The sequence below is a fragment of the Nostoc sp. UIC 10630 genome (assembly GCF_010747425.1).
In the GTDB taxonomy this organism is placed as follows: Bacteria; Cyanobacteriota; Cyanobacteriia; order Cyanobacteriales; family Nostocaceae; genus Nostoc.
The window spans coordinates 15,571-29,031 of sequence record NZ_JAAGOG010000100.1 but is presented as its reverse complement, the minus strand read 5'-3'; the positions used below and the strand labels follow the sequence as shown (position 1 = coordinate 29,031).

Here is a 13,461-nt window from a genome sequence, read left to right as displayed (position 1 = left end):
CCTCTGCCTCCCCTGCTCCCCCTGCCCCCCTTATGCTCCTTCAATAGCAGCTACGACACCAAAGACTAAAAACAGGCATCCGCCAACAAAGGTGAGTTGACGCTCAGAAATGCGTCCGGCAATCATTTTGCCACCAATAACTGCGATCGCAGCACAAATGGCATGTCCTAAAATTGCACCTACTGTGACTCCAATGGGATTATTACCTGCGGCTAGGGCAATGGTGGCAATTTGGGTGCGATCGCCCCACTCTGCCATAAATGTCAATATAAAGGCTTCTATGACAATTGCTAAGGAAGTCTTTTTCTTTGGTAACTCCAAATCTGCTTTTTTCACCGCAGCTTCGGCTTCTTGTACAACTTCCGTATCACAAGCAGCCGAGGACATCTTACTAGCGTCATATAACAGCTTGATACCAAAGGCAAGAAACAAAACTATTTCGGCGTAATGAATATAAGCTTTTGGCAATAAAGATACCGCTTGTCCAAATAGCACCGAAAGGATGGTCATCGCAGCCAAAGCAGCTGTAACACCTATAAATACCAGCCGCCGTGGGTGGTGCATTGCCAAAATCACGGCAATAAAAAATGTTTTATCGCCTAATTCCGAAACTGTAATTAATAATAAACCTGCGGTAAAAGCTGTTAACACTCTCTCAAGCTCCTGAAGAATCCTTTACCGATGTGAAGCTTGATGAGAACCAAAAGACCTCACCAAGTTTACACTTTTCGGTGTGAACTTAGTGAAGGTCTCGCTTTCAAATATTTATTATTCGCCACCTGAACCAGGCTCATCGCCAGTATGTTGATTCAGATGTACTGGCTTTTATTTTTTTGCCAGCAGCTACTCCCCTTCAATGCGAATCTGATCGTACATCTGTTATAGGTAAAAGTCAAGAGTGGGGAATGGAGAGATATAACTTTAGCCTGACTTACATGTTCTTTAGGTTTTAGTAAAGTCAACATATTTTAGATTCTCTGATGACCAGTTTTGATCCTACATTCTGCACTTCAAAATGTAATGCTTAATAATTCAAAAATAGTTACTAATAATGCTTATATTGTTAAGTATTTTGCTATCGATAAGAGGACTTTTCAAACATCCTCTAAGCTAAATATAGCTATCAATAAAGTCAGAGGTGACTTAATAATCACCTCAACAATTAGTTACCTGCATATAATGCCGATTCCTTCAAAAAAACGGATTGATGAATCGATGAATCATGCACAAGGTTAACGCCAAATCCTATCCCATCATGCAAGCCCGACCAATTTAGCACTTAGTTGCCACATGCGATCGCCTTTGTCATCATCGCGGGCTTGAGGAGAAACCTTTTGAACAAAGGATTTACCATCTTCCTTCTGGCGATTTCCCCAACTCCAATACACACCGGATTGATTGTACTCAGGATCGGCAACCACCGCCGCAACTCGTTCTCCCGCCAACTCCTGAGACACATATCCCTTAGTGATGTACTTCTGAAATAATGGAAAGATTTTCTGAAATAGGGGATAGTGGTTTCTAAATAATGGCGTTTCTGCAACACATCCCGGATAGAGAGAGTTGAAGACGATACCAGTTGACTCGTGATAGCGCTGATGCAGTTCCCGCATCGTCAGCACGTTACAAACCTTGCTGTCTTTGTAAGCTTTGACTGGTTCAAATTTCTTGCCATCAATCATTGAGATCGGCTCTTTAAACCCTTCTGCAAAGCCCTGTAAATCGCCCAAGTCTGGACGCGGCGGAATCTTCCCACCCAGTTCGTCTGGATTGTGGGTAACAGTTCCCAAAATTACAAGCCTTGGCTCTGAAGATGACTTCTTCAGATCCTCTAGCATTAGGTTACACAAAAGGAAATGTCCTAGGTGATTTGTGGTGACAGTTAACTCGTAACCTTCTGGACTGCGTAAAGGCTCTTTTATTAAGGGCATATAAATTGCGGCGTTGCACACCAAAGCGTCTAGGGAGTGGCCGCTTGCTCGAAAGTTATTCACAAATTGTCGAACGCTATCCAAAGAGCCAAGATCGATATGCATGATAGTGTAGCTGCCCTGATGCGGGATTCCCACAGATTGGGCTGCCAGTTGAGCTTTGGCTACATCCCTACAGGCCATCACTACATACCATCCCCTTTCAGCAAGAGCTTTGGCAGCGTACAAACCAACCCCTGAAGAGGCACCTGTGATTACAACCGTTGACTTCCTATCCTGTACCATTCTATTCAGACTCTGTTAATCACCTTTTTCTCTCTTCAGGATTTTACCTCACTGAGTCACCACCTCTGATTATTCGAGGTGTTATGGTTGGCGATCGCTTCTCACTCAGCTTCATTGAACTTCTATCTTGCTTTTAGGATTGTCTATATCAAAAGAATAAGGTTGTTGTGTAGTAGATTCACAACGACTCATCAAAACTTCTCAATGCGGCCCTAAACGCTTCTGCCTTTTTTCTATGTTTAAAATATACTGCTTTAGTTCAATATTTATTTGGTCATCGGGTTTAGGTTCTGCATCATAGAATAAATACTAAATCTATCTATCACTAAAATCCATCTGTTTTTGTTTTATAACCTCGCTGAGTTTACTCAAAGTCTTAGGTCCAGCAGTCCCATCAATAGGTGATACTCCATAGTTTTTTTGAATAGAATTATGACAAAGGTAAACTATTTGTTAATCGAGGTAGACAAAATATTTATAGTCCCCTCGATTTATCTACCAAGAAAAGAGGAAGAAGTTTTCTTTTGGTTAATATCTCCGCTCTTTTGGCTCAAACATAGTAATCGCCACCGGACGATATTGAATGTCAATTCCTGCTGGTGAATAGTAAGCCATTGTGTGTTTCAGAAAGTTGGCATCATCTCGCTCCGAATAATCTTCGCGGAAATGAGCGCCACGACTTTCTTGACGATTCAGCGCTGATGCCAAAATAGTCTGTCCCACTATCATCAAACTTCGCAATTCTAAGGCTTCCACGAGTTCTGTATTCCAGCAACTACCTTTATCATCTAAATAAATTTGTGGATATCGCTGTTGGATTTCTTCTAGTTTGTGCAACCCTTCACTCATTAATGCCTCTGTGCGGAAAACGCCACAGTACTCAGTCATACAATCCTGGAAGGCTTGACGGACTTGGTTAATGCGATACTCTCCTGGTTGTTCTAGCAAAGCTTGAATTTCTTGCTGGGCTTGGGTTACATAGCGTTGCTCATCTACAGAGGGCAACTTCCGTTTTTGGACAAATTTGGCGATCGCTGCCCCAGTTCTCTTGCCATAAACGACACATTCCAGCAGAGAGTTACTACCAAGGCGATTGGCACCATGTACGGAAACACAAGATGTTTCACCAGCCGCAAAGAAAGCATCAACTAAGCCATCACCACTACTGCGGACTTGCCCATCGGTGTTAACTGGGATACCACCCATACAATAGTGAATTGTCGGACGGACTGGCATTGGTTGAGTTACCGCATCAACACCCACCAAACGATGCGCTTCTTCCCAACAGAAGGGGACGCGACTCATAATTTTTTCTTTCCCCAAATGGCGGAGATCCAAATAGACAAAGGGACCACCAGCACTACCGTCAAGATGAATACCACGACCGGCGCGAATTTCATAAGCGATCGCGCGTGAGGTAATATCACGAGGAGCCAATTCCATACGACTGGGGGCATAATTCGCCATAAAGCGATCGCCTTCACTATTGATTAGATACGCCCCTTCACCCCTTACCGCTTCTGAAATTAGTACCCCTACGGGATATAAACCAGTGGGATGAAATTGGACAAATTCCATGTCTTCGAGGGGCAAACCAGCGATCGCAGTCATTGCTAAACCATCACCCGAAGAAGCGTAATCATTAGAGGTAGTATTATAAACGCGGCCATAGCCTCCAGTGGCAAACATCACCGCCTTAGCTCGCACCACCTCTATATGTCCATCCAAAAGATGGAACATAACCACACCTTTGGCCTCATTTTCTTCCAAAATGAGACGCATCACATACCATTCTTCATAAACTTGCACTCCATAACGCCGCAAATTGTTAACCAATTCGTGCAAAATCGCGTGACCGGTCTTATCGGCAGCATAACAAGTGCGGTTGTGGGAATGCCCGCCAAAAGCTCGTTGGGCAATGCGACCATCGGGTAAGCGAGAGAACAAAACGCCGAGATGTTCCAAATCAATTACCACATCTGGCGCTTCTTGGGTGAGAATTGCCACAGCATCTTGGTCTGCCAAATAATCAGAACCCTTGACAGTATCAAAAGCATGTGCTTCCCAACTATCTTGGGAATCAACATTTTTTAGCGACGCAGCCATACCACCTTGAGCCGCCACCGAATGGGAACGAATTGGGTGTGTTTTCGCAACCACAGCAATATTCAAACTAGGGTCAGTGCGAGCAATTTCCACCGCCGCCCGACATCCCGCCAACCCACCCCCAACAATAATTACATCGTGTTCCAGCATAATTAGTCCCCTGATTGCAAAGCACTGCTGTTCTATTGTAGAGATGTGATTAATCAGGCAGTGCATTGCTGCGATTTCCGTGGCATCTCTACAAAAAAATTCCCTGCCTATAGACAGGGATGTTATTACAAATTTTTAAATTAAAAGTGAAGAGTTAGGAATGAAGACCTAACTCTTTAGCTAGCTGCTTGCACAGGTTGTTGCTGAGACACATTACCTGGTATGGGTTCCATTTTAGTTCCCGGCCCTACAGGAGTGACTTCAATATGATTTAACAAGGTCGTGACAAACGCAAACAACAAGAAAGGTAGCGATAGCAGAACGACCAAACCCGCAGTTGCTAAAGCGTACACAGGACGCTTCGCACCCATCAGCGCCAAGGCAGATGCCAAACTTAGGGTAATTGTAATTAACCAAACAATTATTTGACCGTAGATATCACCAAAAGTCAGTGTACAGACAAACCGATACTTTTGAATATTATTTCCGCTCATCACATTTGCCTCAAGTCTCTCCTATATAGGTTCTACGTTAGAACCATGTTTGCTTTGTAGACAATTTCTAAATATTTTTGCAAAATTCGTAATATTGCTTCACAATTCACTTTTTTTGTTACAAACCGCAATTCATAGTCCTGCATGGCGTAAATAAAACAAGCATACTCGACGGTAAGCCCTTTTCCTATATCTCCATGTTCCCTGTACTACGGTGTACACATAAGTCCTAAAAACCTAGTTGTGTAGGGTGTCTTATCCCGTAGGTTAACGCACTATTCTAGATTTTTGGTGCGTTATGACCATAGATATATCCAGCAAAGTAAGGATGTGAAATCCGATTTTTTGGTGTTAAATTTTGAGTATTGCCGGAATTTGTTGACTTAAATCAACAAAAACCTTTATTTTTCGTGGCAATGTTGTTTTAGGAGTGAACGTGAATACTATTTTTCTTCGTAAAGGTGTTTTTTGGTTGCCAGGTATAGCTGCTCTTGTAGTTCTGAGTAGCGGCTTATCTGCAAGTGCCCAGACAGTAGACAAGGTAAGCAGTCAGGCATTAACTGACTCTCCCGCAACCGTAGCGTCTCCCAATGAGTTTAGTACAGAACTAGACACTGTAAACCAAAATCTTTCTACAGAGACAACTGAAACATTTACAGCCACAAATTTAGCTGAGGTACAGCAGCTCCAAAATCCTGTAATACAGGAAAATGGCAGTGCAACGTCTACACCAGTTCCAGGCACAGTGGCAACCTCGTCTGCGACTCTCACCTCTGAGTTTGTCCAACCGACTTCTCAAACGACTACTCAACCATCTGCTACCAAAGTGGCGCAATCGGATATTGATTTAGGCAGAACAACCCGTGGTGGCAGTAGCTATATTGGCGTTGCTGCTAACATTGGTTTGAGTGGTGATGGTAGCTCGTCTTTGGGCGATGGTAACTTTGCAGTAGTTAGTAAAGTCGGACTGACAAATTCTATATCGGTACGTCCCTCAGCCGTATTTGGCGACAACACTACAATTTTGCTTCCGATCACCTACGATTTTACCTTCAAATCAGCAGATGCTTTTAGCGAACCGTTAGCGATCGCACCTTACGTTGGAGTTGGTGCAGCTTACAAAACTGGTGATGATTCGCAATTTGCCTTTTTGGTATCTGGTGGCATTGATGTGCCTTTAACTCCTCAATTCACAGCAACAGCCTCTGTCAATGCGGGATTTTTCGATCAAACTGATATTGGCTTATTGTTAGGAGTTGGTTATAACTTCACTGGATTATAAGAGTTAGGAGTTATGAGTTAGTAATATTTCATTAATAGCTCTTAACTCCTAATTCCTAACTTTCTACTTGGGGGTAACTTTGTCAATTACCTTGATTTTGCCATCATCTCCTACTGTCCAAACGTCGTATACACCAACGACATCGCCGTTAGCATCAACATCTACGTTGCCGCTAGCTCCTTGATAGTTAATCTTTTTACCTTCTTTGAGTAACTTCAGTCCCTCGCAGACATCGGTAACTTCTGTGCCAGGGCCATCAGCGACTTCACGAATTTTACCGGCTATTCCAACGCCTGTATTTTCTTTAGCAGCTTGTGCGGCCAATGTCAATAAAGCAGCCGCGTCCCAAGCTTGAGGGGCGTATTCCCCTGGTTCATTACCCTTTTTATCCTTCCACAGTTTGTTAAAAGCTTCTAGTGCTTTACCATCGGAACCGGGTACTGTACCGATCGCTCCAGTTAAAATATATTTACCATCACTGCCTTTGCCAACTTGTTCTGGAAAAGTAGGTGATTTCACTCCATCTGTGAGCAGAATCTGCACTCCCTTAGCTACACCTTGCTGATAAGCGGCTTTCAAGAACAGACTGCCAGTTTCGGCGTAAAGTACAGCTAGAACTGCATCTGGCTTACCAGCAAAGGCAGCCGCCGCTTCTGTATCAAATGTCTGCGCTTTCGGGTCGTAGCGCACAGGCTTATCTTTATTAACGATGGTTCCACCTAATTTTTCAAAAGTTTGCACAAATGCTTTTTCAAAGCCAACGCCATAGTCGTTATTAATCACGACTGTAGAAACTCGCTTGAAACCTTTTTTTCTGGCAAGTTGGGCTAAAGCTAGTGCTTGGTAGGTATCAGGGGGAGCGGTACGCGCCCAAAAGCCTTTAAAGTCGCCTTTTTGGGCTTTTTCAGTAAACACGGGACTGGTACTACCAGGGGAAACCAACATAACTTTATTCGGCGTAGCAATGGAGACTGCGGCACTAGAAACGCTACTGGCAAAGGAACCAACTACACCTGCTACTTTATCTAAAGTTGCTAGTTTGGTCATACCGGCAGCACCCGCTTTCGGATCAGTTTGGTCGTCTACTTGCACCAAGTTAACTGGTTCGCCATTCACCCCACCGCAAGCGTTGACTGTATCGACAAGTAAAGGGACAGAACCTAGCATCTGCTGTCCGACAGAAGCCAAGTCGCCTGTCGTCGGTAGTAGGGAACCAATTTTTAGCCCTTTATCACTGCTTGTCGTAGTTGAGTTTGCTGCTGGGGTCGCACTACTTCCGGTGGTAGCTGTACCATTAGGGGTACTACTATCACCACAAGCCCCAACTAGGAATCCTGTTGCTATGGCAGCTAGACTCAAGGTTAAGGCGGCACTAATTTTTCTCATAAATCACTTTCACTCCTCAAATATTTAGGAGCCTAAAATTAAGATTCAAACTAAATTTGTAAGTTAGTTGAATCTTATCAAGACTCCAAAGGATAAATCATATCATCCATCTTTGGGAGTAGAAATGTTTACGTCTATAATTTAGTTTACACAGAATACTTTCTGTGTATTAAAACTTGGAAAACGGAGAGGGAGGGATTCGAACCCTCGGTACGGAGTTGCCTGCCGTACAACAGATTAGCAATCTGCCGCTTTCGACCACTCAGCCACCTCTCCATGACTCACGAATATCAATGTTAGCAGACTTGCTTTTAAGAGTCAATAGTCATTTGTCATTTGTCATTGGTTATTAGTCATTTATAAAAGACTAAGGATTAGGGACTAGGGACAAATGACTAATTTTTTAAAGGACTTGCGATCGCATCCAAGCTAAGGGCAAGGTGCGTAACTTTTTCCACTGGGGAACGAAAGCCCGCCGACTGAACACATCGTAATCGTTGCGTTCAATCACCTCCAAAATCTGGCCGTACAGCATTGATGCTGCCCATACAGGCCAACGGGCATCGGATGCTAGATAAGTTATTCCCTGGTTTGACGTGGTATAGAATTGGCGAGCCCGTTCAATTTGAAAGCGCATCAGCGCCCGCCAGCGATCATCTACCACACCTTTGAAGAAGTCTTGCTCGGTGTAGTTGAATTTTTCCAAGTCCTCAAGGGGAATGTAGATTCGCCCCCGTTTGGCATCTTCTCCCACATCCCGCAGGATGTTGGTGAGTTGATTGGCAATTCCCAGAGCGATCGCTTCTTCTGTGGGAAGATATGGTTGTTTGTTCTGATGCCACGGAGCGGTGTATAGGGTGCTATCTACACCCATGACTTCTGTTGACATTAAGCCAACAGTGCCAGCAACGCGGTAACAGTAGAGGTATAAATCCTCAAAGGTTTCATAACGACTGCGATATAAGTCCATACGCTGACCGGCAATCATATCCCGAAAGGGCTGAATGTCCATCGGAAAGCGCTGGAGGGTATCAACTAAAGCGACATCGTAATTTTCTAATGGTCGTCCCGCAAAAATCGATTCCAGCTGCTGTTCCCATAGGTCTAGGGTTTCTGGCGTGGTAATAGCAGATGCGGGCCCATCCACTAATTCATCTGTACGGCGACACCAAGCGTAAATTGACCAAATAGATTGACGTTTTACCGGACTCATGAGCAAAGTACCCAGGTAAAAAGTCTTGGCATACTTTGCTGTGAGATGTCGGCAAAGTTTGTATGACTCGTCTACAGAGACCAGCGTTTTCATGCGCGGGGGGGAATCAGGCAGTTGCAGCATTCGTTGCGGGCGGTCGGGTGAGCGTTTGCAGGTTTGAGGAATTTGCTACCGGGAGAGCCTCAGAAATTGCCTGCGCTGTCAGCTTACCAGAAAGTACGGCACCTTCCATACTGCCTAAGTAGCGTTGCATGGTATAACTTCCGGCGAGATAGAAGTTGGCAATGGGCGTAACTTGTGCGGGACGGTACTGTTGACGACCAGGGGTCGCTTTGTAAACTGAACGCGGCGTTTTCACCACATGAGATTTTAGCAACGTTGCTGGATTGTCTCCCCCAAAGTGGTCGGGGAAAAGTTTTTCCAATTCAGCAAGCGTTGCAGCCACAATCTCCTCATCGGATTTGGCAATCCAATCTTTTGCCGGAGCTAGAACTAATTCCAGCATTGAGCGATTGGGGTTGGCGTATTCACGGCAGGTATTGCTCATATCAGCATAAACGCTTAGGAGGGGCGATCGCGAAAAAAGTAGGTGATCAATTTCTGTAAGTTTCCGGTCAAACCACAGATGGAGGTTAATCACTGGTACTCCTTCTAAACCTTCTAGCTTTTGAAAAAACTCCATCAGCTTCCAAGGTTTAGGCAACATGACCTTTAAAGGGTCAACTGAAATGGCAGATACATACGAATCAGCTGTAATAACTTCATCTTCTGCCCCATTTAACCCTCGAATCAAGTATCCCTTCACCGTGCCATCGGCGTTGAGCAAAATTTCTTTCAAGGGGGCATTTAGCCGCACTTCTCCACCGCGTTCTGTGATGTAATCTACAATCGGGCTGCATAGACGTTCTGTGGGAGAACCATCTAAAAATGCAATCTTGGAGCCATATCGTTCTTGCAGAAAACGATTTAGTGCAGTTAAGAGAATCGTTGCGGAAACTTCATCAGGATTGATAAAGGTGAGTGCTTTACATGCGGCGATAAAAACGTCACTAGTTACCCGCTCATCAACACCTTGCCTTTTCAACCACTCTAAGAAGCTATATTTGTCCATCTCTTCGACATACTTCTGACCCCGAACCACTGCGGGAAGTAGGCCAACGGCAAATCGAATCTTCTGCTCCCAAGTCAACATGTCTTTGTTGCGAAGAATCGATGCTATGACGTTGAAAGGAGATGGAATATCTGGAACATCAAAACGTGAGAGTGTTCCAGGCTTGTCTGGTTGATTAAAAATCAGTGTATGCTCTTTCCACTGGAGTCTATCTTCAATGCCCAACTCCTTGAGCAATTGGAGCATATTAGGATATGCCCCAAAGAAGGCGTGTAACCCGGTTTCGTACCAGTCGCCGTCAGAGTCTTTCCACGCCGCAACCAGACCACCCAGTACGTCCCGGCTTTCCAAGACAATGGGAGTATGACCTGCGTCCGTGAGATATTTCGCGCAGGAAAGTCCTGCTAGACCAGCACCCGCGATCGCTACTCGCATTTAACCCTAATGCCCTTCAATATTTCTTAACGGTTTTATCGTTCTCATTATACGTTGCAATCTGTTACATTTGGCGGTTATTGTGCGATCGCTTCCCCAAAAAACTTTGATCAAAGGGAATTTTACCTACCCACAACCGCCCAACAAAATTACTAATACCATTGTTGGTAATAGGTTTTAGCAAGTATTTTATCTAAATTTAGGTGCAGAAAATTTAGCAAGATAAAAGTAATTCCTTTGACAGGAAATAGGTAATCTCAAAAGTAGTTGATTTCTTTGAGAATCCGTGCATCTAAATCTGAGAAAATATTTAGGGTACTGGTTATAGATTGCTATTAAACACCTCTAGTTAGGTAAAAGATTATGAGTGGTTCACAGGAGCTAAAACACTTTGGAAATCACCTGATTTTAGGTATTTCCGGCACTACACTAAGCGATGACGATAAACGCGTACTCAGTGAATTAAAGCCGATTGGGGTGATATTTTTTGCTAAAAACTTTTTGGATGGCGCTCCATATCAAGTTTGGCTAGAAAGCTTCAAGGATTTAAACAGCCAGATACGAGAATATGCTGAACGTGATTCAATGTTTATGACTCTGGATCATGAAGGAGGTCGTGTCATTCGCACACCAATGCCAATTACGCGATTTCCTCATGCATTGTTGTTGCGATCGCACGCCCGCGAAGTAGCAAAAGCCACAGCAATAGAACTAAAATCACTGGGAATAAATTTATCCTGGGCTCCTGTAGCAGATGTTTTTTCCCATCCCCACAACCCTGTCATTGGGCCTCGTGCCTTTGGTAACACTCCCGAAATCGCCGCAAAAGATGCCCGTGACTACTACCTTGGACTTCAAGAATCAGGAATTTTGGGATGCGCCAAACACTTCCCCGGACATGGAGACACTAGCAAAGACTCTCACATTGAGCTACCAATACTGGATTTAACTTTAGAAGACCTGCGACTTCGAGAACTCGTACCTTTCAAAGCCCTAATCGAAGTACAGATTCCTTTAATCATGACTGCCCATATTTTATTTCCTAGGATAGATGCAGATTTACCAGCAACGCTATCCCAGCCTATCCTCAAAACCATACTTAGGGAAGAACTTGGCTTTCAGGGAGTGGTTGTATCTGACGACTTGGATATGAAAGCGATCTCAGATATGTTTATGAAAGCTGGTACTGTGGCGCGGTCATTTCATGCAGGCTGTGACCTGTTCATTGTCTCGCGCAATATCAATTCATCATCTATTGAAAGAACTTATCGGATTGCTGAAGATTTTGCTGATTCGCTCAGTAACGGTAGCTTAGATGAAGCAGTCGTAGAAGCAGCTAGAGAAAGAATTGAGAAACTACTGGCAGTAACACCGCAATATCCCATACATGCTTTGGATAAAGATATATTATTGCAACATGCTCAACTAGCGATCGCTAGTTGCTATTCATAACCCAACGCGCATTCAAGTTGCATATTAGCAATTGCCAAAAGGCTAACTAAGATTGCAATTTTTAATTCTTAATTTTAAATTTTTAATTGTTTAGTGGGTGGTATAGGGGTCGAACCTATTTCTGCGAGTTAAAAGCTCGCTGCACAGCCGGTATGCCAACCACCCTAGTTAATTTAAGAAATGAGTCGGTGCGATCATATATTTTTTACATCGCAAGCCCTACACCAACACTAGATATAAATCCACCAGGGAGGTACTGCCCCTCCTATTTCTGTGTTATCAGCACAGCGCCTCGCTTTTCGGCTCCAGGTGGAAAAAGAGGAAGATGGAGGAATCGAACCCCTACAGTTGCCTGTAATCCAAGGTTCAAGCTTGGTTGCCGACCATTCAGCAGCATCTTCCATTCAAGGGTGTCTGACGGGACTTGAACCCGCTATGACTGGTTCCACAAACCAGTGCCTCGACCACTTTGGCTTCAGATACCATTAGTGGAATCAATGGGAATTGAACCCATAACCTCCTGCTTGCAAGGCAGGCGCTCTAGCCATTTGAGCTATGACCCCATATTTGGTGGATACTGGTCGGAATTGAACCGACAACTTTCTAACAGCCAGTTAGACGCTTTACCAATTAAGCTACAGACCCATAGGCGGGAGTGGTAGGACTTGAACCCACAACTTTCGAGGTAGAAGCTCGAAGCTCTATTCCATTGAGCTACACTCCCAAGATTTGGTAGTCCTGGCAGGATTTGAACCTGCAACCTCTTGCTTGTAAGGCACTTGCTCTACCGTTGAAGCTACAGGACTACGCAAGCGAGTGGAGGGACTTGTTCGCGTAGCGTTCTCGAAGAGTACACACGCACTGAGTATGGCGCACTCAGATGCTACCGATTACATCACACCCGCATCAAGCTGGTAACAGGAATTGAACCTGCAACCTACTGATTACAAATCAGTTGCTCTGCCAATTGAGCTACACCAGCACTGTTTTGGTGACGGGGGCAGGAGTTGAACCTGCCGATGTTCAGGTTATGAGCCTGACGAGCCACCGTTGCTCTATCCCCGCACATTCACCAATACCCCTGACTGGATTTGAACCAGCAACCTCTTCGTTCTAAGCGAAGCGCCTCTTCCGTTGGGCTACAAGGGTAAAGTCTGAGTGACAGGGATTTAACCTGCGTCACACCCAGATATTTTGGTACTCCCGACAGGATTTGAACCTGCAAAAAACTAGATCCTCGGTCTAGTGCGTCTTCCGTTTCGCCACGAGAGCTTAGTACCCCTGACAGGATTTGAACCTGCAAAATCTGGACTCTGATTCCAGCACGTATGCCAGTTCCGTCACAGGGGTATATCGGGATGGCAGGATTTGAACCTGCGACTCCATGCTCCCAAAGCATAGCTTCTGGCCGCTGAATTACATCCCGTTGGTACTCCTGGTGGGAGTCGAACCCACAACCAAACAGATTTTAAGTCTGCCACCTCTTCCAATTGGGCTACAGGAGCAAATTTTGGTACTCTTGGTGGGAATCGTAGACGCGGAGCGGCTTCCCGCAGGGTACCCACAACATACCGTTTTTGAGACGGCAGCCTCTTCCAGTTGGTCTACAAGAGCAA

9 protein-coding genes and 16 tRNA genes are annotated in these 13,461 nt (G+C 44.6%); 2 read left to right on the top strand and 23 right to left on the bottom strand.

Features of this window, described 5'->3' with window-relative positions:
* Positions 1-30 precede the first annotated feature (30 nt).
* The 4 genes from G1O98_RS21725 to G1O98_RS21710 all read right to left on the bottom strand — a co-directional run bounded on the left by G1O98_RS21725 (position 31) and on the right by G1O98_RS21710 (position 4,966).
* Entirely contained in the window at positions 31-651 is a 621-nt protein-coding gene (locus G1O98_RS21725) for a TMEM165/GDT1 family protein (protein ID WP_163931649.1), read from the bottom strand.
* A gap of 602 nt (positions 652-1,253) precedes the next feature.
* Positions 1,254-2,216, bottom strand: coding sequence for a protochlorophyllide reductase (locus G1O98_RS21720; protein ID WP_163931646.1), 963 nt, complete (start codon positions 2,214-2,216; stop codon positions 1,254-1,256).
* Positions 2,217-2,744: 528 nt separating this feature from the next.
* Positions 2,745-4,472, bottom strand: coding sequence for a succinate dehydrogenase/fumarate reductase flavoprotein subunit (locus G1O98_RS21715; RefSeq protein WP_163931655.1), 1,728 nt, complete (start codon positions 4,470-4,472; stop codon positions 2,745-2,747).
* A 176-nt stretch (positions 4,473-4,648) separates the two neighbouring features.
* Positions 4,649-4,966, bottom strand: a complete 318-nt coding sequence (locus tag G1O98_RS21710; RefSeq protein ID WP_114084056.1) for a hypothetical protein — start codon at positions 4,964-4,966, stop codon at positions 4,649-4,651.
* 436 nt (positions 4,967-5,402) lie between these two features.
* Between G1O98_RS21710 and G1O98_RS21705 the strand changes: the two genes are divergently transcribed.
* Entirely contained in the window at positions 5,403-6,248 is an 846-nt protein-coding gene (locus G1O98_RS21705; protein ID WP_163931643.1) for a hypothetical protein, read from the top strand.
* Between the two features lie 63 nt (positions 6,249-6,311).
* Here the strand turns inward: G1O98_RS21705 and G1O98_RS21700 are convergent, their stop codons facing one another.
* The 4 genes from G1O98_RS21700 to pds form a co-directional block, all read right to left on the bottom strand.
* On the bottom strand, positions 6,312-7,634 hold the full coding sequence (locus tag G1O98_RS21700; protein WP_163931639.1) for an ABC transporter substrate-binding protein: 1,323 nt from the start codon (positions 7,632-7,634) through the stop codon (positions 6,312-6,314).
* 184 nt (positions 7,635-7,818) lie between these two features.
* Positions 7,819-7,910: transfer RNA gene (locus G1O98_RS21695), tRNA-Ser, on the bottom strand.
* Positions 7,911-8,037: 127 nt separating this feature from the next.
* Positions 8,038-8,970, bottom strand: coding sequence for a 15-cis-phytoene synthase CrtB (gene crtB, locus G1O98_RS21690; RefSeq protein WP_012409300.1), 933 nt, complete (start codon positions 8,968-8,970; stop codon positions 8,038-8,040).
* Positions 8,954-10,393, bottom strand: a complete 1,440-nt coding sequence (gene pds / locus G1O98_RS21685; protein ID WP_163931636.1) for a 15-cis-phytoene desaturase — start codon at positions 10,391-10,393, stop codon at positions 8,954-8,956. The genes crtB and pds overlap by 17 nt, the downstream gene beginning before the upstream one ends.
* Before the next feature lie 363 nt (positions 10,394-10,756).
* Here pds and nagZ point away from each other — a divergent pair, with 363 nt between their 5' ends.
* Complete coding sequence (nagZ, locus tag G1O98_RS21680) at positions 10,757-11,845, top strand: beta-N-acetylhexosaminidase (protein WP_163931633.1); 1,089 nt, start codon at positions 10,757-10,759, stop codon at positions 11,843-11,845.
* Between the two features lie 94 nt (positions 11,846-11,939).
* Here nagZ and G1O98_RS21675 read toward each other — a convergent pair.
* The 15 genes from G1O98_RS21675 to G1O98_RS21605 form a co-directional block, all read right to left on the bottom strand.
* A tRNA-Lys gene (locus G1O98_RS21675) sits at positions 11,940-12,010 on the bottom strand.
* Between the two features lie 154 nt (positions 12,011-12,164).
* A tRNA-Ser gene (locus G1O98_RS21670) sits at positions 12,165-12,247 on the bottom strand.
* A gap of 6 nt (positions 12,248-12,253) precedes the next feature.
* Positions 12,254-12,329: transfer RNA gene (locus tag G1O98_RS21665), tRNA-His, on the bottom strand.
* Positions 12,330-12,334: 5 nt separating this feature from the next.
* Positions 12,335-12,408: transfer RNA gene (locus G1O98_RS21660), tRNA-Ala, on the bottom strand.
* A gap of 5 nt (positions 12,409-12,413) precedes the next feature.
* Positions 12,414-12,490, bottom strand: a tRNA-Ala gene (locus G1O98_RS21655).
* A gap of 5 nt (positions 12,491-12,495) precedes the next feature.
* Positions 12,496-12,569: transfer RNA gene (locus tag G1O98_RS21650), tRNA-Arg, on the bottom strand.
* Between the two features lie 6 nt (positions 12,570-12,575).
* Positions 12,576-12,651 (bottom strand) — tRNA-Val (locus tag G1O98_RS21645).
* Between the two features lie 103 nt (positions 12,652-12,754).
* Positions 12,755-12,827 (bottom strand) — tRNA-Thr (locus G1O98_RS21640).
* Positions 12,828-12,834: 7 nt separating this feature from the next.
* Positions 12,835-12,911: transfer RNA gene (locus G1O98_RS21635), tRNA-Met, on the bottom strand.
* Positions 12,912-12,921: 10 nt separating this feature from the next.
* Positions 12,922-12,994, bottom strand: a tRNA-Leu gene (locus G1O98_RS21630).
* Between the two features lie 46 nt (positions 12,995-13,040).
* Positions 13,041-13,117 (bottom strand) — tRNA-Leu (locus tag G1O98_RS21625).
* A 4-nt stretch (positions 13,118-13,121) separates the two neighbouring features.
* Positions 13,122-13,195, bottom strand: a tRNA-Leu gene (locus G1O98_RS21620).
* 3 nt (positions 13,196-13,198) lie between these two features.
* Positions 13,199-13,271: transfer RNA gene (locus G1O98_RS21615), tRNA-Pro, on the bottom strand.
* Between the two features lies 1 nt (position 13,272).
* Positions 13,273-13,350: transfer RNA gene (locus G1O98_RS21610), tRNA-Leu, on the bottom strand.
* Between the two features lie 6 nt (positions 13,351-13,356).
* A tRNA-Leu gene (locus tag G1O98_RS21605) sits at positions 13,357-13,459 on the bottom strand.
* Between the last annotated feature and the right edge of the window lie 2 nt (positions 13,460-13,461).

What these genes read in the sequence shown, in the direction of transcription:
- nagZ (WP_163931633.1), top strand. Translation starts at nt 10,757, where the DNA reads ATGAGTGGTTCACAGGAGCTAAAACACTTTGGAAATCACCTGATTTTA.
- G1O98_RS21720 (WP_163931646.1), bottom strand. Translation starts at nt 2,216, where the DNA reads ATGGTACAGGATAGGAAGTCAACGGTTGTAATCACAGGTGCCTCTTCA.
- crtB (WP_012409300.1), bottom strand. Translation starts at nt 8,970, where the DNA reads ATGCTGCAACTGCCTGATTCCCCCCCGCGCATGAAAACGCTGGTCTCT.
- G1O98_RS21710 (WP_114084056.1), bottom strand. Translation starts at nt 4,966, where the DNA reads ATGAGCGGAAATAATATTCAAAAGTATCGGTTTGTCTGTACACTGACT.
- G1O98_RS21715 (WP_163931655.1), bottom strand. Translation starts at nt 4,472, where the DNA reads ATGCTGGAACACGATGTAATTATTGTTGGGGGTGGGTTGGCGGGATGT.
- G1O98_RS21700 (WP_163931639.1), bottom strand. Translation starts at nt 7,634, where the DNA reads ATGAGAAAAATTAGTGCCGCCTTAACCTTGAGTCTAGCTGCCATAGCA.
- pds (WP_163931636.1), bottom strand. Translation starts at nt 10,393, where the DNA reads ATGCGAGTAGCGATCGCGGGTGCTGGTCTAGCAGGACTTTCCTGCGCG.